This is a genomic window from Streptomyces sp. CB02366 (assembly GCF_001905905.1).
In the GTDB taxonomy this organism is placed as follows: domain Bacteria; phylum Actinomycetota; class Actinomycetes; order Streptomycetales; family Streptomycetaceae; genus Streptomyces.
In genome coordinates, this window is the sequence record NZ_LIVT01000023.1 from 1 (window position 1) to 20,105 (window position 20,105).

At 71.2% G+C, this 20,105-nt stretch carries 18 protein-coding genes and 1 riboswitch; of the genes, 13 read left to right on the plus strand and 5 right to left on the minus strand.

All coding sequences use genetic code 11. The annotated features are described in order from the left end of the window. Positions 1-184 precede the first annotated feature (184 nt). From AMK24_RS30905 to AMK24_RS30950, 10 genes are all read left to right on the plus strand, one after another. Positions 185-793, plus strand: a complete 609-nt coding sequence (locus AMK24_RS30905; protein WP_030119274.1) for a CDP-alcohol phosphatidyltransferase family protein — start codon at positions 185-187, stop codon at positions 791-793. Between the two features lie 111 nt (positions 794-904). Next, positions 905-3,400: a mannose-1-phosphate guanyltransferase gene (locus AMK24_RS30910; protein WP_073772204.1), complete on the plus strand. Its 2,496-nt coding sequence runs from the start codon at positions 905-907 to the stop codon at positions 3,398-3,400. 98 nt (positions 3,401-3,498) lie between these two features. Further along, positions 3,499-4,413 (plus strand): DUF881 domain-containing protein, encoded by a 915-nt coding sequence (locus AMK24_RS30915; RefSeq protein ID WP_079190725.1) that lies wholly within the window; start codon positions 3,499-3,501, stop codon positions 4,411-4,413. Beyond that, positions 4,410-4,742 (plus strand): small basic family protein, encoded by a 333-nt coding sequence (locus tag AMK24_RS30920; RefSeq protein ID WP_003970459.1) that lies wholly within the window; start codon positions 4,410-4,412, stop codon positions 4,740-4,742. Before AMK24_RS30915 ends, AMK24_RS30920 begins: the two co-directional genes overlap by 4 nt. A gap of 5 nt (positions 4,743-4,747) precedes the next feature. Further along, positions 4,748-5,560, plus strand: coding sequence for a DUF881 domain-containing protein (locus AMK24_RS30925; RefSeq protein WP_073772205.1), 813 nt, complete (start codon positions 4,748-4,750; stop codon positions 5,558-5,560). Positions 5,561-5,750: 190 nt separating this feature from the next. Beyond that, positions 5,751-6,530, plus strand: a complete 780-nt coding sequence (locus AMK24_RS30930) for an FHA domain-containing protein (protein ID WP_073772206.1) — start codon at positions 5,751-5,753, stop codon at positions 6,528-6,530. A gap of 41 nt (positions 6,531-6,571) precedes the next feature. Further along, positions 6,572-7,315: a transcriptional regulator FtsR gene (gene ftsR, locus AMK24_RS30935; RefSeq protein ID WP_073772207.1), complete on the plus strand. Its 744-nt coding sequence runs from the start codon at positions 6,572-6,574 to the stop codon at positions 7,313-7,315. 53 nt (positions 7,316-7,368) lie between these two features. Next, on the plus strand, positions 7,369-7,842 hold the full coding sequence (locus AMK24_RS30940) for a bifunctional nuclease family protein (protein WP_073772208.1): 474 nt from the start codon (positions 7,369-7,371) through the stop codon (positions 7,840-7,842). Positions 7,843-8,010: 168 nt separating this feature from the next. Further along, positions 8,011-8,637, plus strand: coding sequence for a MerR family transcriptional regulator (locus AMK24_RS30945; RefSeq protein ID WP_073772209.1), 627 nt, complete (start codon positions 8,011-8,013; stop codon positions 8,635-8,637). Between the two features lie 110 nt (positions 8,638-8,747). Then, the gene (locus AMK24_RS30950; protein WP_073772210.1) at positions 8,748-10,205 is read left to right on the plus strand and encodes a DNA polymerase IV; all 1,458 of its coding nucleotides are present in this window, start codon (positions 8,748-8,750) and stop codon (positions 10,203-10,205) included. On the opposite strand, the gene AMK24_RS30955 is transcribed toward AMK24_RS30950, so the two are convergent. Continuing rightward, positions 10,127-10,498, minus strand: coding sequence for a PRC-barrel domain-containing protein (locus tag AMK24_RS30955; protein ID WP_073772211.1), 372 nt, complete (start codon positions 10,496-10,498; stop codon positions 10,127-10,129). The genes AMK24_RS30950 and AMK24_RS30955 overlap by 79 nt on opposite strands. Before the next feature lie 132 nt (positions 10,499-10,630). Continuing rightward, positions 10,631-10,728: riboswitch (glycine riboswitch) on the plus strand. Positions 10,729-10,921: 193 nt separating this feature from the next. Between AMK24_RS30955 and gcvP the strand changes: the two genes are divergently transcribed. After that, positions 10,922-13,807, plus strand: coding sequence for an aminomethyl-transferring glycine dehydrogenase (gene gcvP / locus AMK24_RS30960; protein WP_073772212.1), 2,886 nt, complete (start codon positions 10,922-10,924; stop codon positions 13,805-13,807). Positions 13,808-13,913: 106 nt separating this feature from the next. Here gcvP and AMK24_RS30965 read toward each other — a convergent pair whose 3' ends face one another. Both AMK24_RS30965 and AMK24_RS30970 read right to left on the minus strand, forming a co-directional pair. Then, on the minus strand, positions 13,914-14,105 hold the full coding sequence (locus AMK24_RS30965) for a DUF5999 family protein (RefSeq protein WP_073772213.1): 192 nt from the start codon (positions 14,103-14,105) through the stop codon (positions 13,914-13,916). 322 nt (positions 14,106-14,427) lie between these two features. Continuing rightward, on the minus strand, positions 14,428-15,012 hold the full coding sequence (locus AMK24_RS30970) for a hypothetical protein (protein WP_073772214.1): 585 nt from the start codon (positions 15,010-15,012) through the stop codon (positions 14,428-14,430). A gap of 488 nt (positions 15,013-15,500) precedes the next feature. On the opposite strand from AMK24_RS30970, the gene AMK24_RS30975 reads away from it, so the two are divergent. Beyond that, positions 15,501-17,006, plus strand: coding sequence for a glutamate--cysteine ligase (locus tag AMK24_RS30975; RefSeq protein WP_073772215.1), 1,506 nt, complete (start codon positions 15,501-15,503; stop codon positions 17,004-17,006). A 540-nt stretch (positions 17,007-17,546) separates the two neighbouring features. Then, the gene (locus AMK24_RS30985; protein WP_079190726.1) at positions 17,547-18,347 is read left to right on the plus strand and encodes a CPBP family intramembrane glutamic endopeptidase; all 801 of its coding nucleotides are present in this window, start codon (positions 17,547-17,549) and stop codon (positions 18,345-18,347) included. A gap of 75 nt (positions 18,348-18,422) precedes the next feature. On the opposite strand, the gene AMK24_RS30990 is transcribed toward AMK24_RS30985, so the two are convergent. Together AMK24_RS30990 and AMK24_RS30995 are read right to left on the minus strand one after the other, a co-directional pair. Next, a complete protein-coding gene (locus AMK24_RS30990) occupies positions 18,423-19,244 on the minus strand; it encodes a PhzF family phenazine biosynthesis protein (RefSeq protein ID WP_073772217.1) in 822 nt (273 codons plus the stop codon). A gap of 445 nt (positions 19,245-19,689) precedes the next feature. After that, on the minus strand, positions 19,690-20,085 hold the full coding sequence (locus tag AMK24_RS30995; RefSeq protein ID WP_073772218.1) for a RidA family protein: 396 nt from the start codon (positions 20,083-20,085) through the stop codon (positions 19,690-19,692). Between the last annotated feature and the right edge of the window lie 20 nt (positions 20,086-20,105).

A 20,105-nucleotide genomic window follows, 5' to 3' on the forward strand; every position in this document is an offset into this window, starting at 1 on the left:
GAGAGTAGGACGCCGCCGAACAATTATTGTGGGGAAGCCCCGCACCGTCATGGTGCGGGGCTTCCCTGCGTTCACCACCTTTTCGGCCACCGCAGCGCCCCTCCCACCCCCGTGCACCGGCTGACGGAAGCTGAGGGTAGGGTCAGGGGGCATCATCGGCACGTTCTTCACAGGAGGCCCCCGGGTGGAGGTCCAGGAGACTCGGGTCCAGACGGACCGGGTCCTCACCATCCCCAACATCCTCAGCATGGCTCGCCTGGTTGGCGTACCGCTCTTCCTGTGGCTGATTCTTCGCCCCGTGTTCGGCGGGCCCAACAGCGACAACTGGGCGCTGCTGGTGCTGATGCTGAGCGGCATCAGCGACTACCTCGACGGCAAGCTGGCCCGTAAGTGGAACCAGATCAGCAGCCTCGGCCGGCTCCTGGACCCGGCGGCGGACCGCCTCTACATCCTTTCCACCCTGGTCGGCCTCACCTGGCGCGAGATTCTGCCCCTGTGGGTCACCGCGCTCCTTCTCGCCCGGGAACTGATGCTTCTCGTGATGGTGGGCATCCTGCGGCGCCACGGCTATCCGCCCCCGCAGGTCAACTTCCTCGGGAAAGCTGCAACCTTCAACCTGATGTATGCCTTCCCCTTGTTGCTGCTCAGCGACGGGAGTGGTTGGCTGGCCACACTGGCCGCTGTTTTCGGATGGGCGTTCGCCGGATGGGGTACAACCCTGTATTGGTGGGCAGGAATCTTGTATGTGGTCCAGGTCCGCCGACTTGTGAAGGCGGACGCAGTAGCCGATTGAGCTCGTTGATGCGGTGCCGCGCAGTGTGGCCGGCCCGCAGCAGATGTCGTCACTGACGCCCGACGGGCGAAGTCGGCCGACCGTCGTCTCTTCGAGGAGGACGTTTCCGACATGAAGGCCGTCGTGATGGCTGGCGGCGAAGGCACGCGTCTTCGCCCCATGACTTCGAGCATGCCCAAGCCGCTTCTGCCCGTGGCCAATAGGCCCATCATGGAGCATGTGCTGAGGCTGCTCAAACGGCATGGGCTCAGCGAAACAGTAGTGACCGTCCAGTTCCTCGCCTCCCTCGTGAAGAATTACTTCGGGGACGGCGAGGAGCTCGGAATGGAGCTCACCTATGCCAACGAGGAGAAGCCACTCGGCACCGCGGGCAGTGTGAAGAACGCCGAGGAGGCGTTGAAGGACGACACGTTCCTCGTCATTTCCGGTGACGCGCTCACCGACTTCGACCTCACCGATCTCATCGCGTTCCACAAGGAAAAGGGCGGCCTGGTCACCGTCTGCCTCACCAGGGTCCCCAATCCGCTGGAATTCGGGATCACCATCGTGGACGAGAACGGCCAGGTCGAGCGGTTCCTGGAGAAGCCGACCTGGGGCCAGGTCTTCTCGGACACGGTGAACACGGGCATCTACGTCATGGAGCCCGAGGTCTTCGACTACGTCCAGGCCGATACCTCGGTCGACTGGTCCGGTGACGTCTTCCCTCAGCTGATGAAGGAGGGCAAGCCCATCTACGGCTACATCGCCGAGGGCTACTGGGAGGATGTAGGCACCCACGAGAGCTATGTGAAGGCCCAGGCGGACGTCCTGGAGCGCAAGGTCGACGTGGAGATCGACGGGTTCGAGATCTCGCCCGGCGTGTGGGTCGCCGAAGGAGCGGAGGTCCACCCCGACGCCGTGCTGCGCGGCCCGCTGTACATCGGTGACTACGCCAAGGTCGAGGCGGGCGCGGAGATCCGCGAGCACACGGTCGTGGGGTCGAACGTCGTCGTCAAGTCCGGGGCCTTCCTCCACAAGGCCGTGGTGCACGACAACGTCTACATCGGGCAGCACAGCAATCTGCGGGGCTGTGTGGTCGGCAAGAACACCGACATCATGCGCGCGGCCCGCATCGAGGACGGCGCCGTCATCGGCGACGAATGCCTGGTCGGCGAGGAGTCGATCGTCCAGGGCAACGTTCGCGTCTACCCGTTCAAGACCATCGAGGCCGGCGCGTTCGTCAACACCTCGGTGATCTGGGAGTCGAGAGGCCAGGCCCACCTCTTCGGGGCGCGCGGGGTCTCCGGGATCCTGAACGTCGAGATCACTCCCGAGCTGGCCGTACGGCTGGCCGGCGCCTATGCCACGACCCTCAAGAAGGGGTCCACGGTCACCACCGCGCGTGACCACTCCCGAGGTGCGCGCGCCCTCAAGAGAGCCGTCATCTCGGCCCTCCAGGCCAGCGCCATCGACGTACGGGACCTGGAGAACGTGCCGCTGCCCGTGGCACGCCAGCAGACCGCCCGGGGCAGCGCCGGCGGCATCATGATCCGTACGTCGCCGGGGGTGCCCGACTCGGTGGACATCATGTTCATCGACGAACGCGGATCGGACCTCTCGCAGGCCCAGCAGCGCAAGCTCGACCGGGTCTACGCACGCCAGGAGTACCGCAGGGCCTTCCCCGGAGAGATCGGGGACCTGCACTTCCCGTCCAGCGTGTTCGACTCGTACACCGGATCCCTCCTGCGGAACGTCGATGTCGAGGGCATCGCCGAGTCCGGGCTGAAGGTCGTCGTCGACGCGTCCAACGGCAGCGCCGGCCTCGTCCTGCCCAGCCTGCTCGGACGGCTCGGCGTGGACGCCCTGACGATCAACCCGGGGCTCGACGAGTCCCGGCCCACCGAGACCGCCGAGACCCGCCGGGCCGGTCTGGTACGGCTCGGCGAGATCGTGTCCTCCGCGCGGGCGGCCTTCGGGGTCCGGTTCGACCCGGTCGGTGAGCGGCTCTCCCTCGTCGACGAACTCGGCAGGATCATCGAGGACGACCGGGCCCTGCTGGTCCTCCTCGACCTCGTGGCCGCCGAGCGGCGCAGCGGCCGGGTGGCCCTGCCCGTGACGACCACGCGGGTCGCCGAGCAGGTGGCCGCCTACCACGGCACCCAGGTGGAGTGGACGACCACCTCGCCCGACGACCTGACCCGGGTCGGCCGTGAAGAGGACACCATCTTCGGAGGAGACGGGCGCGGCGGGTTCATCGTTCCCGAATTCAGCAGCGTCTTCGACGGGACCGCCGCCTTCGTCCGGCTCATCGGCCTCGTCGCGCGTACCCAGCTCACCCTGAGCCAGATCGACGCCCGCATCCCGCGGGCCCATGTTCTGCGGCGTGACCTGGCGACGCCGTGGGCCGTCAAGGGGCTCGTCATGCGCCGGGTCGTCGAAGCGGCCGGTGACCGCAGCGTGGACACCACGGACGGGGTCCGCGTGGTCGAGGCCGACGGCCGCTGGGTCATGGTCCTGCCCGACCGGGCGGAGGCCGTCACCCACCTATGGGCGGAAGGCCCGGACGACGCGTCGGCACAGGCGCTGCTCGACGAGTGGGCCGCGGTGGTGGACAGCGCGGGCAACTGACGCGGGAACGGCGTGCCGCGGCCTCCCTCCGGCGGGGGCCGCGGCACACCGGTGGGGCCATTCGGCGGCAGCCGTGATGACGTGCGACGATGTGCGGCATGTCGCAGCCGTCCCCCGATCGGAGCACCGCCTCGCCGCCCGCACGCCCCGACGCGTCCATGTCGCTGCTGAACAACGTGATGGCCCACAGCCTCGACGAGGGGTACGCGGAGGCGTCGGCGCGGCGCAGGGCAGACGGGAGCGCGGGACTGCCCCGTACGCTCACGTCGAAGCTCGGCCTCGCCGCCGGACTGGTGGTGGCCGCCCTCGTGGTCACGCTGGGCGCGGCCGAGGCGCGGATCTCCGCACCGGTCGTCGCCAAGGAGCGCGAGGAGCTGATCGACCGCATCGAGGCGGAGACGGAGGCCGCGGACACACTGGAGTCCGATGTCGACGAGCTCCGTTCCGACGTGAGCGAACGCCAGCGCAAGGCGCTCGAGGAACACGGGGGCGACCAGGGGCAGCTGGTGGCCCTGCTGGCAGGCGCGACACCCGTCGAGGGCCCCGGCGTGGAACTGGTCGTCGACGACGCCAAGGACACCGACCAGGGCGGGGGCGGGCCCCGTGAGTCCTCGGGCTTCGCCGACACCGGGCGGGTGCGCGACCGGGACATGCAGCGGGTCGTCAACGGCCTGTGGGAATCCGGGGCCGAGGCCATCGCCATCAACGGGCAGAGGCTGACCGCGCTGTCGGCCATCCGGGCCGCCGGTGACGCCATACTGGTCGACAACAGGCCGCTCGTACCGCCGTACACGGTGCTCGCGGCGGGGGACGGCAAGAAGCTCGCGAACGCGTTCGAGGACAGCGCCGACGGCCAGTACCTGCAGGCGCTCAAGGAGAGTTTCGACATCCGCACCCGCATCTCCGAACAGGCGAAGGTGCGGCTTCCGGCCGCCCCGAGCCTCATCGTCCGTACAGCAGAGCCGAAGGCCGCCGCCGGCGGTGCGGCAGACACAGGGAAGGGCACATCGTGATCGCCGTACTGGGCCTCGTCGTGGGAGTCGTGGTCGGACTGTTGGTCCGGCCCGAGGTGCCGGCGGTGGTCGAGCCCTACCTGCCGATCGCGGTGGTCGCCGCGCTCGACGCCGTCTTCGGCGGTCTGCGGGCCATGCTCGACGGCATCTTCGTCGACAAGGTGTTCGTGGTCTCCTTCCTCTCCAACGTCGTGGTGGCCGCGCTGATCGTCTTCCTCGGCGACAAGCTGGGTGTCGGCGCCCAACTCTCCACGGGTGTGGTGGTCGTGCTCGGCATCCGGATCTTCTCCAACGCCGCCGCCATCCGGCGGCACGTCTTCCGGGCGTGAGGCCGATGAACAACGAAGAGAACCTCCGCGGCGAACAGCCCGGCGGCGGCGCCTCCGCCGCCCCGGACGCCTCCCCGCCGCCTCCCCCCGCCCAGCAGGCGACCGGCCGGCAGCGGCTCAAGGCGGGCCTGTGGCCGCCGCGGCTGAGCCGGGCCCAACTCATCGTCGCCGTCCTGCTGTTCGGACTCGGCCTGGGGCTGGCCATCCAGGTGCGGTCGACCAACGACGACAGCGCGCTGCGCGGCGCCCGCCAGGAGGACCTGGTCCGCATCCTCGACGAGGTCGACGACCGGACCCAGCGCCTGGAGGACGAGAAGCAGCGCCTGGACGATCAGCGCACCGAGCTGGAGAACAGCTCCGACCAGGCCGAGGAGGCGCGGAAGCAGACGCTGGAGAAGGAGCGTCAGCTCGGCATCCTCGCGGGCACCGTGGCGGCCGAGGGTCCCGGTATCACGCTGACGATCACCGACCCCTCGCGGGCGGTCGCACCGGACATGCTGCTCGACGCCCTCCAGGAGCTGCGGGCCGCCGGGGCGGAGGCGATCGAGGTCAACGGGGTGCGCGTGGTGGCCAACACGTACTTCTCCGGGGACGCCGGTGAGGTCGAGGTGGACGGCGAGAAGATCGAAGCGCCGTACGAGTTCACGGTCATCGGCAAGCCGCAGGATCTGGAGCCCGCCCTCAACATTCCCGGCGGTGTGGTCCAGACGCTGGAGAAGGAGCAGGCCACGGTGCTGGTGGAACGGTCCGACGACATCGTCGTGGACGCCTTGCGACCGGCGCAGCGGCCTGACTACGCTCGGTCGTCAACCCCGTGATCCGGGCGAGCGTGAGGGCCGGAGGACCGGGTCGGACGGTTGCGGGGGGTCGGCGCACCGGATTGGTGGTGCGTGGTGGAAACTGTCGGGTGGATACGGACGTTGTGAAGATGTCCGGGTCGGCAGGTGTGTTCAATCAGGGTTCGTCCTGCCCCACGGGCGGGTCTATGTCGGTCAAGGGGAATCGCCCGTGAAGTTGTTTGCGAAGTTGTTCGGGAAGAGTGCACGCGAGGACAGCAACAGTGCTGCCCGCCACCGCGCTCCGCGCCACGGTCAGGGCGAGGAGCAGGAAGCGGAGCGTCCGCTCTTCCGCGACGAGGTGTCCGGCGCCCCAGGGGGTGACGGCGTGTCGTCTGTTGACCCTGCTGGTGCCGGCCGCATAGGTTTCGGCGCACCATCAGCCTCGAGTGCGGGTGGAGGGTTCACCCCGGAGGGCGCGTCGATGCCGGTCTGCACGAGGTGCGGCCACCGCAACGCGGAGGCCAGCAAGTTCTGCTCCAACTGCGGGGCACCGCTGCGGGGCGCCGTTCCCGAGCGCCCTTCGGAGACGACGTCCACGATCTCCATCTCGGGGCTCGAGGCGTACGAGGCGGAGGCGACGGGCCAGACCGCGCTGCCCTCGCTCTCTCCGGAGGCCCAGGCCGCGGTGGACGCCCTGCCCGCCGGTTCGGCGCTGCTCGTCGTGCGGCGCGGCCCGAACTCCGGCAGTCGTTTCCTGCTCGACAGCGACCTCACCACGGCCGGCCGTCACCCGCAGAGCGACATCTTCCTCGACGACGTGACCGTGTCGCGGCGTCATGTGGAGTTCCGCAGGAGCCCGGACGGTAGCTTCACGGTGGGTGATGTCGGCAGCCTCAACGGCACCTACGTCAACCGCGAGCGCATCGATTCGGTCCCGCTGTCCAACGGCGACGAAGTCCAGATCGGCAAGTACCGTCTGGTCTTCTACGCGAGCCCGCGGGGCGTGTGACCAGCCCCGGACCCGGTCCGGGGAGACCCCGAGGAAGGCCCATGCTGCGAACGCCGACAGGCGGTGCCGGAAACGGCACCGCCTCCGCGGAGGCGCGCCCGATGAGCATCGGAACGGTGCTCATCCAGCTGCGCGAGGAGTTTCCCGAAGTCACCATTTCCAAGATCCGGTTCCTGGAGGCGGAGGGGCTCGTCGAGCCCCAGCGCACTCCTTCCGGATACCGCAAGTTCACTCCGCGTGATGTGGAACGCCTGGCCCAGGTGCTCCGCATGCAGCGGGACCACTACCTGCCGCTGAAAGTCATCCGGGAGCACCTGGAGGCGCTGGCGCGGGGGGAGCAGCCGGTCCTGCCCTCGCCCGGCGACCGGCGGGACCTGGCCGACGGGGTGTGGGAGACCGATGCGGGGGCGGCGACCGCCGCCCGGATCGGGCGGGCCGAACTCCTGGCGGCCGCAGAGGTCGACGACGAGCGGCTGACCGAGTGGGAGTCCTACGGGCTCATCGCCCCCTCCCCGGAGGGCGGCTACGACGCCGAGACGGTGACCGTCGCCAAGCTGGTGGTGGATCTGGGGCGTTTCGGTCTGGAACCACGGCATCTTCGCGCCATGCGGGCCTCCGCCGACCGGGAGGCGGGGCTGGTGGAGCAGCTGGTCGCCCCCCTACGGCGGCACCGCAATCCGCAGACCAGGGCTCATGCCGAGGCCACCGCGAACGAGATCGCCGAGCTGTCCGTACGGCTGCACGCGGCTCTTGTGCAGAGCGCTCTGCGCAGCCGTCTGCACTGACCTCGGCGGCCCCCGACTACCCAAACATGGCGAGCACGTCCTAGGGTTGCTGTGTGAACGAGCTCGACGTTGTCGGTGTCCGGGTGGAAATGCCCTCCAACCAACCGATCGTTCTCCTGCGTGAAGTGGGAGGCGACCGGTACCTCCCCATTTGGATCGGTCCGGGGGAGGCGACCGCGATCGCCTTCGCCCAGCAGGGCATGGCTCCCCCCAGGCCGCTGACCCATGACCTGTTCAAGGATGTGCTCGAGGCCGTGGGCCAGGAGCTCACCGAGGTCCGCATCACGGATCTCCGAGAGGGGGTCTTCTATGCGGAGCTCGTCTTCGCCAGCGGGGTCGAGGTGAGCGCCAGGCCCTCCGACGCCATAGCGCTCGCCCTGCGGACCGGCACGCCGATCTACGGCAGTGACGGCGTGCTGGACGACGCGGGCATCGCGATCCCCGACGAGCAGGAGGACGAGGTGGAGAAGTTCCGCGAATTCCTCGACCAGATCTCTCCGGAGGACTTCGGTACGAACAGCCAGTGACCGCCCCGCCAGGGCGCCGTCAGCGCATCCGGCAAGCCTTTCCCGGAAACGCGACACGGGAAACCACCCTCAGGGTGATTATCACTCGGCGTGCCGAGTGTGGCGATCGTTGACGCACCCCCGGTGACTGCCTACCTTCGAGTGGGCAGGTCAAGGACGGAGGTCGGCGTGAGAAGCAGCGGCGACGGTACGGCGGCGGGTGGGCCGTATCCGCAGCACGGCAGTGGAGCCGACCACGCCATCAGGCAGCCGGTTCAGCCGGCGGCGGTGGCAGGGGGCGGCAGGGCAGCGGCGAGCGGTGCCGACGACATCGGCTATCGCGGACCGACGGCGTGCGCGGCGGCGGGCATCACCTACCGCCAGTTGGACTACTGGGCCCGTACGGGACTGGTGGAGCCCAGTGTGCGCCCGGCCTACGGGTCGGGAACCCAGCGTCTCTACAGCTTCCGGGACGTGGTCCTCCTCAAGATCGTCAAACGGTTCCTGGACACCGGGGTCGCTCTGCAGAACATCCGCACCACGGTCCAGCACCTGAGGGCCCGCGGATTCCAGGACCTCGAACGCATGACGCTGATGAGCGACGGGGCCACGGTCTACGAATGCTCCTCGCCCGACGAGGTCGTCAGCCTGCTCCAGGGCGGGCAGGGCGTCTTCGGGATCGCCGTCGGCGTCGTCTGGCGGGACGTCGACGCGGCGCTCTCGCAACTGCACGGCGAGCGGGTCGACACCGGCGAGACGCTCGTCGGCCACAACCCCGCGGACGAGCTGGCCCGGCGGCGCAACCGCGCGGGCTGAACGGTCCGGCCGAACGGCGCGAGGCGCCGACAGGACAGGGACGGGACGGTCCGGCCCCCCCGGGGGGCCGGACCGTCCCGTTGTCAGTGCCGTAGGGCAGCATCGGCGGGGTGAGATCCGCGCCCACCATCCTCCACCTGGACATGGACGCCTTCTACGCGTCGGCGGAGCAGGCGGCCAAGCCGAGCCTGCGCGGCAAGGCGGTCGTGGTGGGCGGCCTGGGCCCCCGAGGCGTGGTCGCCACCGCCTCGTACGAGGCCCGGCGGCTGGGCGTGCACTCGGCGATGCCCACCGCGCAGGCCCGGCGGCTCGCCCCGAACGCGGCCTACCTGGTGCCCCGCTTCTCCCTGTACCGCACGGTGAGCGAGCAGGTGATGGGGCTCCTGGGGCGGCTGTCGCCCCTGGTGGAGCCGTTGAGCCTGGACGAGGCGTTCGTGGACCTGGAGGCGGGCGGCACGGCGGACGACGCGGCCTCGGCCCGTGCGACGGGGGAGGGGCTGCGGGCGGCCATCCGGGCCGTGACCGGCCTCAGCGGCTCCGTCGGCCTCGCGGGCTCCAAGATGCTCGCCAAGATCGCCTCGGAGCGGGCCAAGCCGGACGGTCTCGTCCTCATCGAGCCGGGTTCCGAGCGCGAGCTGCTCGCCCCCCTGTCCGTCCGGGTCCTGCCGGGGGTGGGGCCGGCCACCGGCGACCATCTGCGGCGCGCCGGCATGACCACCGTCCACGACCTGGCCGAGGCCGGTGAGGCGGAGCTGGTGCGGCTGGTCGGCAAGGCCCACGGCCACGGGCTCCACCGGATGGCGCTGGGGCTCGACGACCGGCCGGTGGTCGCCGAGCGGGACGCCAAGTCCGTATCGGTGGAGGACACCTTCGACGTGGACCTGCACGACCGGGTGAGAGTGCGGGCCGAGGTGGAGCGGCTGGCCGTCCGGTGCGTGGAGCGGCTGCGGGCCGCCGACCGGTCGGGCCGCACGGTGGTGCTGAAGGTGCGCCGCTACGACTTCTCCACCCTGACCCGCTCCGAGACGCTCCGCGGGCCCACGGACGACCCCACGGTGGTCCGCGAGGCGGCCGGGCGCCTGCTGGAGTCCGTGGACACCACCGGGGGCGTACGGCTCCTGGGGGTCGGTGTCACGGGGCTGGCCGACTTCACCCAGGAAGACCTGTTCGCCCAGGCGGCGGACGCCCGCGAACTCGCCCGGCGGGCCCTGGAGGACCGGGCGCGGGCCGTTGAGGACGGCGGGAGGGAGCGCGCGCCGAAGCCCGTCCCCGAGGGCCCCGAGCCGCTCGCCGCGCGGGGCTGGCCCGCCGGGCACGACGTGCACCACGAGAAGCACGGGCACGGCTGGGTTCAGGGGAGCGGCGTCGGGCGGGTCACCGTCCGGTTCGAGCAGCCGTGGAGCGAACCCGGCCGCGTGCTCACCTTCCGCGTCGACGACCCGCTGCTGCGCCCGGCCGACCCGCTGCCGCTCGTCCGCGAGCCGCCCGACTACTCCTCCTGGCCCGCCAGCCTGCCGAAGTCCCGGTCGGAACCCGACTCGGCGGGTGGCGGGACGTCCAGCCCGTAGTGGCGGTAGAGCTGCAACTCCTGCTCGGGCGAGAGGTGCCGGCCGACGCCGAAGTCCGGCGCGCCCTTGATCAGCGCCCGGTCGAAGGGGACGCGCAGCGTGTCCTCGACGAATTCGCTGGGCTCCAGCGGGACGAAGGCGTCCCTGCTGAACAGTCCGGTGCGCACGGCCGCCCATTCGGGCACGCCCGTCGCGTCGTCGAGATAGACCTCATCCACCGTTCCGATCTTGGCGCCCTTGCGATCGAATGCCTTGCGGCCGATCAGGCGGCGCGGATCGATATCGGTCTGCACAGTGCCTCCCACTGGTCGCGGCTGCTCAGGGTGGTCTGCGTTGCCCCACCAGCACCACAGAAGTGCAGATCCGCGGTGTCGGCCACTCGAGAGCTCCGGCGCGGGGGCCGCTGGTAGGCTGGCGGTGGCTGCTGACCCCGTGCGGGAGAGTCCTCCGGTGCGGAATCCGGAGGCGCCGAAGGAGCAAATCCTCCCCGGAATCTCTCAGGCACCCGTACCGCACGGACGAGGTCACTCTGGAAAGCAGGGCGATGCCGTGCGGGCGCAGGCCCAGGCGGACTCGACCCTCACCGACGGTGAAAGTCGGCGCGCCTTCGGGCGGGCCGGTGAAGCTCTCAGGTTGAGATGACAGAGGGGGAGGCCGTCCGGGCACTCGCGCCGCGGTGCCCCTCGCAGGTCGTGGCAGACCAGGAGGCCTCCATCATGACCCCCCCGCGCACTCCGCTCTCCCAGCTGGAGCAGGGCATTCCGTTCGAGCAGCGTCACATAGGGCCGGACGCCGAGGCCCAGGCGAAGATGCTCGCCCAGGTCGGGTACGGCTCCCTCGACGAGCTGACCGCCGCCGCGGTGCCCGACGTGATCAAGAGCGCCGAGGCCCTGAACCTTCCGTCGGCGCGCACCGAGGCGGAGGTCCTGGCCGAGCTGCGCGCGCTGGCCGACCGCAACAAGGTGCTGGCGCCGATGATCGGCCTCGGCTACTACGGCACCTTCACGCCGCCCGTGATCCTGCGCAACGTCATGGAGAACCCCGCTTGGTACACGGCCTACACGCCGTACCAGCCGGAGATCTCCCAGGGCCGCCTGGAGGCCCTGCTGAACTTCCAGACGATGGTCGCCGAGCTGACCGGGCTGCCCACCTCCGGCGCCTCCCTGCTCGACGAGGGCACCGCGGCCGCCGAGGCGATGGCCCTGGCCCGGCGCGTGGGCAAGGTGAAGAAGGGCGTCTTCCTGGTCGACGCCGACACGCTGCCCCAGACCGTCGCGGTCATCGAGACCCGCGCCGAGCCGACCGGCGTCGAGGTCGTCGTCGCCGACCTGAGCGACGGCATCCCCGCCGAGATCGCCGAGCGCGGCGTCTTCGGCGTGCTGCTCCAGTACCCCGGTGCCTCCGGCGCCGTCCGGGCCATCGAGCCCGTCATCGAGCAGGCCCACGAGCTGGGCGCGATCGTCACCGTCGCCGCCGACCTGCTGGCCCTCACCCTGCTCACCTCTCCCGGCGCGCTCGGCGCGGACATCGCGGTCGGCACCACCCAGCGCTTCGGCGTCCCGATGGGCTTCGGCGGCCCGCACGCCGGCTTCATGGCGGTCCGCGAGAAGTTCGCCCGCTCCCTGCCCGGCCGCCTCGTCGGCGTCTCCGTCGACGCGGACGGCGACAAGGCGTACCGCCTGGCCCTCCAGACCCGCGAGCAGCACATCCGCCGGGAGAAGGCCACCAGCAACATCTGCACCGCGCAGGTGCTCCTCGCCGTGATGGCCGGGATGTACGCGGTCTACCACGGGCCCGACGGGCTGCGGACGATCGCCCGGCGCACCCACCGCTACGCCGCGATCCTGGCCGAGGGCCTGCGCGGCTCGGGGGCCGAGGTCGTGCACGACGCGTTCTTCGACACCCTGACCGTCCGGGCGCCCGGCAGGGCCGCCGGTATCGTCGCGGAGGCCCGGGAGCGCGGGGTCAACCTCCGCCTCGTCGACGCCGACCACGTCTCCGTCGCCTGCGACGAGACCACCACCCGCGCGCAGATCTCCGCCGTCTGGGCGGCCTTCGGAGCCGAGGGCGACATCGAGGCGCTGGACGCCGCGGTCGCGGACGCGCTGCCCGAGGCGCTGCTGCGCACGGACGACTTCCTGGCCCACCCGGTCTTCCACCAGCACCGCTCCGAGACCGCGATGCTGCGCTACCTGCGCAAGCTCGCCGATCGCGACTACGCGCTGGACCGCGGCATGATCCCGCTCGGCTCCTGCACCATGAAGCTGAACGCGACCGCCGAGATGGAGTCGATCACCTGGCCCGAGTTCGGCGCGCTGCACCCCTTCGCCCCGGCCGAGCAGGCGCAGGGCTTCCTCACCCTCATCCGCGAGCTGGAGGAGCGCCTGGCGGAGGTCACCGGTTACGACGCGGTGTCCATCCAGCCCAACGCCGGCTCCCAGGGCGAGTTCGCGGGGCTGCTGGCCGTCCGGGCGTACCACCGGGCCAACGGCGACGACCGGCGCACCGTCTGCCTGATCCCGTCCTCCGCGCACGGCACCAACGCCGCCAGCGCCGTCATGGCGGGCATGAAGGTCGTCGTGGTGAAGACCGCCGACGACGGCGAGGTCGACGTCGCGGACCTGCGCGCCAAGATCGAGCAGTACCGCGACGAGCTGGCCGTGCTGATGATCACCTACCCGTCCACGCACGGGGTGTTCGAGGAGCACGTCGCGGACATCTGCGGCGAGGTCCACGACGCGGGCGGCCAGGTCTACGTCGACGGCGCCAACCTCAACGCGCTGGTCGGGCTCGCCAAACCCGGCAAGTTCGGCGGCGACGTCTCGCACCTGAACCTGCACAAGACCTTCTGCATCCCGCACGGCGGCGGCGGCCCCGGCGTCGGCCCGGTCGGCGTCCGCGCGCACCTCGCGCCGTACCTTCCCAACCACCCCCTCCAGCCCGGCGCGGGCCCGGAGACCGGTGTGGGCCCGATCTCGGCGGCGCCGTGGGGCTCGGCGGGCATTCTGCCCATCTCGTGGGCGTACGTCCGTCTGATGGGCGGGGAGGGCCTCAAGCGGGCCACGCAGGTCGCGGTGCTGGCCGCGAACTACATCGCCAAGCGCCTGGAGCCGCACTACCCGATCCTCTACACCGGCCCGGCCGGCCTGGTCGCGCACGAGTGCATCGTGGATCTGCGCCCGATCTCGAAGGCGACCGGCGTCTCCATCGACGACGTGGCCAAGCGCCTGATCGACTACGGCTTCCACTCGCCGACCATGTCGTTCCCGGTGGCCGGCACGCTGATGATCGAGCCGACGGAGAGCGAGGACCTCGCGGAGCTCGACCGGTTCTGCGACACCATGATCGCGATCCGCGCCGAGATCGAGAAGGTCGCGTCGGGGGAGTGGAGCGCGGACGACAACCCGCTCGCCAACGCCCCGCACACCGCCGCCGCGCTCGGCGGCGACTGGGAGCACGGCTACAGCCGCGAGGAGGCCGTCTTCCCGGCCGGGGTGTCCGCCGCCGACAAGTACTGGCCGCCGGTCCGCCGGATCGACGGGGCCTTCGGCGACCGGAACCTGGTCTGCTCCTGCCCGCCGCTGGACGCGTACGACGCCTGAGGAAGCCTGTCGTGAGGCGTGCGCCGTGAGCGCGGTGCACGCCTCACACGCGTCGGGGCCGGTGCGGAGTTCTCTCCGGGCCGGCCCCTCGTCCGTACGGCTGTTCTCAGGCGGCCTTCACCAGCGGCCGGTGCGGAGCGATGATCTGCCCGTTCGGCAGCAACTCGCCGGTGTCCTCGAAGAGCAGGACGCCGTTGCACAGAAGGCTCCAACCCTGTTCGGGGTGGTGGGCCGCCAGGCGGGCGGCCTCCCGGTCGGGTGAGTCAGCGGTGGGGCAGGGTGGCTGGTGCTGGCACATGGATGCGTTCTTTCGCTGCGTCGAGTCGAGTGTCCTGCGGCTGGATGAGGTGTTCATGCCGCCCCCGTATCAGTCGGTCGGGTCCCAGTGTTGCCCTACGGGGAGGAATCCGCAGGGATTTCGCTGCAGCACCCGTACTCCTCCCTTGACGCATCACCCGCGCGGACGGTTCACCGCAACTGCACTGTCCCTTTGGGTGGTTCGGGGTGACCGGAAGGGGCTAGTCCGAGTGGGGAACGCGCGGCCCCCGCCGGGCCCGTGCCGTCTCCCCGGTATGCGGGGGCGGTGCGGGCCCGGCGGGGGCCGGTGTGCCGGGCGGCGGTCAGGCCGAGCTCAGGAGCGGCCCGGGGGCCACGCGCATCGAGAGGACGGGCAGCAGATCGGCGACCCGGTGCGGGCGGTGCGCGGCGATGCCCGGCGGGGCCGGCGCCAGGGGCACCAGGACGTCCGTCGGCGCGAGCAGCCCCCCGGCGGGATCGGCCTCGGTGTCCCCGTGCAGCCACAGGGCGATCATGTACAGCTCCGGGATGGACAGCAGCCGCGCCTGGCAGGTTGCGGCGGAGGCTTCCGCCTGCCGGACGGCCAGCTCGGTCGAGGCGAGGTAGGGGCCCTCGAAGAAGTGCGAGAACGTCCAGCCGTCGGGGGTGAGCACGGTGTCCGCCGCGGCGACCGGGCGGCCCTCGCTCCGGATCAGGAAGCGCCAGGCCGCCAGACGCGTCAGGGGCGCCGTCCGGTCGGCGGTGATCCGGCCCAGCACATGCACGGGGAGCGGGAGTTCGGGGCTCAGCGGTCCCGGGACGGACCGGAGAGCGGGTGTTCGGGCCTCGCGGACGGCTGTGGGAGAGCCGAGGGCCGCGAGGACGCTGCGCAGGGCGGGCGCGGGAGCCGGGGGGACATGCAGCGGCATGATGGGTCGCCTCTCACTTCGGAGACACGGTGATGCTTGGGCGGGCGCCGACGACATCGTCGGCATGCGAAGGGGCCGGAACAGGCCGGCGACGGGCGAGCCGTAGCAGCTCTCTGCCTCGTTGAGCGGAGTTTATATGACTCTTGTTCACGCAGTGTTTCCGCTAGCAGTCGGGGATATGTCGCACAAGGCGTCATCCCGCCTTCGGAATGCGTTATTCCTCACGATTTGACATCCGGTTTCCGGCGCCGACCTGGCGTTCTTCCGGCGGTGCGGTAGGCCAAAATTCGCCGCCGCTTTCGATGCGCATACCTCGGCGGTAAAGGCCGCGTGTCGCATGCCCGAGGAATGTGCCCCCGGTCTCCTTCAACCAGACTATCGGGTATCGGAGGCCGATGGGGACGTTACGGATCACTCCCACGGGGCATTATCGATCGTGATGCGAGCGGCCTGGCCCGCGGGCCGCCCACTGGAGGAGGGACCCCTCGATGGGGGAGAAGGTCGTGGCGGGAGCCGTTGACCTGTCCGATCGACAGGCATACCGCGCCAAGCTCAACCAGTGCCTGGAAGGGCTGGACAAACTTCTGGCGGAGCGGAGGTTCGACCGCCCGCGGAACCTGATGGGGCTGGAGATAGAGCTGAATCTGGCGGGTTCCGACGGGATGCCCCGAATGATGAACCAACAAGTGCTCCAACGCATCGCGAGCCGGGATTTCCAGACCGAACTGGGCATGTTCAACCTCGAAGTGAATATCGTTCCGCACCGCCTCGGCGGCCGGGTGTTCGATCAGCTCTCGGAGGAGTTGCGCACCGGTCTCGCCTATGCGCACCGCAAGGCGGGGGAGGTGGACGCGGGGATCGTGATGATCGGAATCCTGCCCACCCTGGGGGAGCACGACGTGGTGTCCTCCAACCTCTCCGACGTGGACCGCTACACCTTGCTCAACGATCAAATGGCGGCCGCCCGGGGGGAGGATTTCCTCCTGGACATCGAAGGCGCCGAGCGGTTGGTCTCCACCTCGCCCTCGATCGCTCCGGAGGCGGCCTGCACCTCGGTCCAGCTCCATCTCCAGGTGACGCCGGACCGGTTCGCCGACGTGTGGAACGCCGCCCAGGCGATCACCGGCGCCCAGATCGCGCTGGGCGCCAACGCCCCGTTCCTCTTCGGCAAGGAGCTGTGGCGGGAGTCCCGCCCGCCCCTGTTCCAGCAGGCCACCGACGTGCGCCCGCCGGAGCTGGCGAATCAGGGGGTACGGCCCAGGACCTGGTTCGGGGAGCGTTGGATCACCTCCGCCCACGAGCTGTTCGAGGAGAACCTGCGCTACTTCCCGCCGCTGCTGCCGATCTGCGACGACGAGGACCCGCTGAAGGTGCTGGAGGAGGGCGGGGTGCCCCAGCTGGCCGAACTGGTGCTGCACAACGGCACGGTCTACCGCTGGAACCGCCCGGTGTACGGAATCGCCGACGGCGTCCCCCACCTGCGGGTGGAGAACCGCGTCCTGCCCGCCGGACCGACGGTCACCGACGTGATCGCCAACGCCGCGTTCTACTACGGGCTGGTGCGGGCGCTCGCGGAGGAATCCCGGCCGGTGTGGAGCCGGCTGCCCTTCGAGGCCGCCGAGGAGAACTTCACCGAGGCGTGCCGCCACGGCATCGAGGCCGAGATGCTCTGGCCCCGCCCCGGCCGTTCCGGTGGGCTGACCAGGATCCCCGCCGTACAGCTGGTGCTGGAAGAGCTGCTGCCGCTGGCCGCCGCGGGGCTGGACGCCTGGCACATCGAGCCCGCGGACCGGGACCGCTACCTCGGGGTGATCGAGGAGCGGTGCAAGCGGCGCGTCAACGGGGCCTCCTGGCAGGTGGCCACCTACCGCCGTGCCCTGGACGCCGGGCTCCGGCGGGAGGCGGCGCTCGCGGCCACCACCCGCCGCTACGCCGAGCTGATGCACGCCGGGGAGCCGGTCCACACCTGGCCGGTGGGCTTCCCCGCGCCCTGAGGGGCACGGGCGCCGTACGGAGGGGGCGACGGCTCCGGGTTTCCGGGCCTGTCGCCCCCTGCGCCGTGCGATGCGGAGGCGCGGGGCCGTGGGGCGGGCGCCGCGGGGGGCCGTCACTCCCTCGGCGCAGCGCGGTGCGGGGCGGCGCCGTGCTGTGCGGAGGGGCCGTGGCTACTCCTGGCCCGCGCGGCCGTTCCGGCCCGCCGTCGTGACCGCCCGCCGGATCACCGCCCGGATCTCCGCCGGGTCGCTCACCTCGTAACCGTCGCCGCCGGCGCCCCGGGCGCTCTCGGCGACCTCGGCGCGGTCCGCGTCCGGGACTCGGGTGGTCCCGGCGTCCTTCCGCCGGGCGGCGGTCGGGCAAGCTATGACGTCCCATGTCGGTGGTGCCCCCTTGAGGACGGAACAAGGAAACGGGGGCCCCGACCACCAGCGATGGTGGCCGTCCCCGGCCTGCCGCGCGCGGTCTTCGTGCGTGCGGTCGAGACCCTGGCGGGGTGGTCGGTGGGATGAGACGCGATCGCAGAACAAAAGGCAGGTGTGCAGGTGGAGTCCGGGCGCGTGGCTGATGCTTTTCCCCAAGAGGCCGTGTCACGAAGGGTTTTGCGGTCCGAGACGGTGCTGGTCCTGGCGCTCTCCCTGGGCGCCAGCGGGGTGTCCGCCCTCATCAGTTTTGTCGGATCCCTGACGAAACCCGGCGGACTGAAGGACCAGGCGGCGACGCTCAACGGCTCGTACGCCCCGGACCGCCCCTGGCTGGATCTGGCCTGGCAAATGTTCGGGATCGCGACGGCCCTGGTCCCGGTCGCCCTGGTGGCGCACCTGCTGCTCCGGGAGAGGGCGAGCCTGCGGACGATCGGATTCGACCGTGCCGAGCCCTGGTTCGACCTGGGCCGCGGAACCCTGGTCGCGGCCGGCATCGGCAGTGCGGGCCTCGCCTTCTACCTCGTCGCCCGCACCACCGGGTTCAACCTGACGGTCGTGCCCGAGTCCCTGCCCGACGTCTGGTGGAAGTTCCCCGTACTGATCCTCTCGGCGATCCAGAACTCCGTGGTGGAGGAGGTCATCGTCCTCGGATACCTGCTGCGCAGGCTCGGACAGTTGGGCTGGACCCCGATGGCCGCCCTGGCGGCGAGTTCCGTGCTGCGCGGGTCGTACCACCTGTACCAGGGGATCGGCGGTTTCATCGGCAACGTCGTGATGGGCGTCGTCTTCGTGCTGCTCTACCGGCGCTGGGGCCGGGTGGGCCCGCTCGTCGTCGCGCACGCGCTCCTGGACATCGGGGCGTTCGTCGGTTACGCCCTGCTCGCGGGCCGGGTCGACTGGCTGCCGACGCCCTGAGGCTTCCGGCGCCGCCGGGGCGGTGGGAGGGCGCGCCGAGCCTCCGGCGCACCCTCCCACCGCCCCGGCGGGTCGTCAGAGCGCGGTGAGCAGTTCGCCGTCGATCACCGTGACCGCCGTGCCGGTCAGCAGGGTGCGCTCGCCGCGCAGCGCGGTGCGGACCAGCCCCGAGCGGGCGGACGCCTGGAGACCGGTGAGGTCGTCGCGGCCGAGGCGGGCCGACCAGAAGGGCGCCAGCGCCGTGTGGGCGCTGCCGGTGACCGGGTCCTCGTCGAGGCCGACGCCCGGGAAGAAGCCGCGCGAGACGTAGTCGTAGCCATGGGCGGGGTCCTCGGCCGCGGCGGTGGCGATGACCCCGCGCCGGGAGTGGGCCGCCAGGGCGGCGAAGTCCGGGGCGAGTCCCCGTACGGTCGCCTCGTCGCGCAACTCCACGAGCAGGTCGCCGATGTGCTCGCCGGTGGCGTGCACCGAGACGGGGTCCGCCCCGAGGGCGTCCGCGAGACCGGGCGGCACCGGCTCCTCGGTCAGCGGGGAGGTGGGGAAGTCCAGGGTGAGTCCGCCGTCCGGGCGGGCGGTCGCGGTCAGGATCCCGCAGCGCGCGGCGAACCGGACGGCGCCCGCGACCCGGCCCGTGGTGTGCAGGACGTGGGCGGTGGCGAGCGTGGCGTGCCCGCACATGTCCACCTCGGTGGCCGGGGTGAACCAGCGCAGCGCCCAGTCGGCCCCGCCACCGGGCGGCAGGGGGTGGGCGAAGGCCGTCTCGGAGAGGTTGACCTCGGCGGCGATCTCCTGCAGGCGTTCGGCCGCCGGGAACCCCTCGCTCTCCAGCAGGAGCACACCGGCGGGGTTTCCGGCGAAGGGGCGGTCGGTGAACGCGTCGACGATGCGAATCCTCATGGGGCGACCGTAGAGCGTCGGCGCGAGGACGGACCAAGGCCAATTCCGGGTACCTGGCCTCTGCCCGGCGAGCGGGCGGGAGGGAGGAGTGGGGGAGAGGAGCGCACGGGAGCCCCCGGGGCCGTCGGACGCGGGCCGCTGCCCGGGTGCGTGCGGAGGCGCACCCGGGCAGCGGGGGGCGAGGGCTCGCCGTACCGCAGTCCCGAGGCTGCGCCCGATGGCGGGCCGTATCGGGCTGCGACGTCAGCGCGTACGCGAACCACCGGGCACGCCTCACCACTTTGCGGGGCCGCCCTTCACCGTTTCCCCGGAACGCCGGCGCCGGGCGGGCCGGGCGGGAGCCGATCGGCCCGGGCGGCGGCGCGGCGGCCCGGGAGGGCGCCCGAGACCCGTACGGCCCCGGCGGGCCGGGCCGGCGTCCGGGCCGTACGGGCGGGGAAGCGCCTCACGCGACGGCGGTGCCCTCCAACTCGACCAGCAGGCCGGGAACCGCCAGTCGCGTCACTCCGAGCATGGTGCCGGCCGGCGCCGCCCCGGCCGCGGCCAACCGCCCCGCGAGCGCGCCGTAGTGCTGGAGGAGCAGATCGACGTCGGTCGTGCAGACGGTGAGCCGGACGAGGTTGGCGAGCGACATGCCGGCCTCGCTCAGCACGGCCTCCAGGTTGTCGACGCTGAGCGTCAACTGGGCCGCCATGTCGCCCTCGTGCTGCGGCTTCCCGGCGTCGTTCGTCGCGGTCTGCCCCGCGATGTACAGGGTCCGGGACTGCCCGGAGACGAGTTCGCCCTGGTTGAAGCCCAGGGCCGCCGACCAGGTCACCGGGTTGACGGCCGTTCGTTCCATCGCCACTTCGACTCCATTCG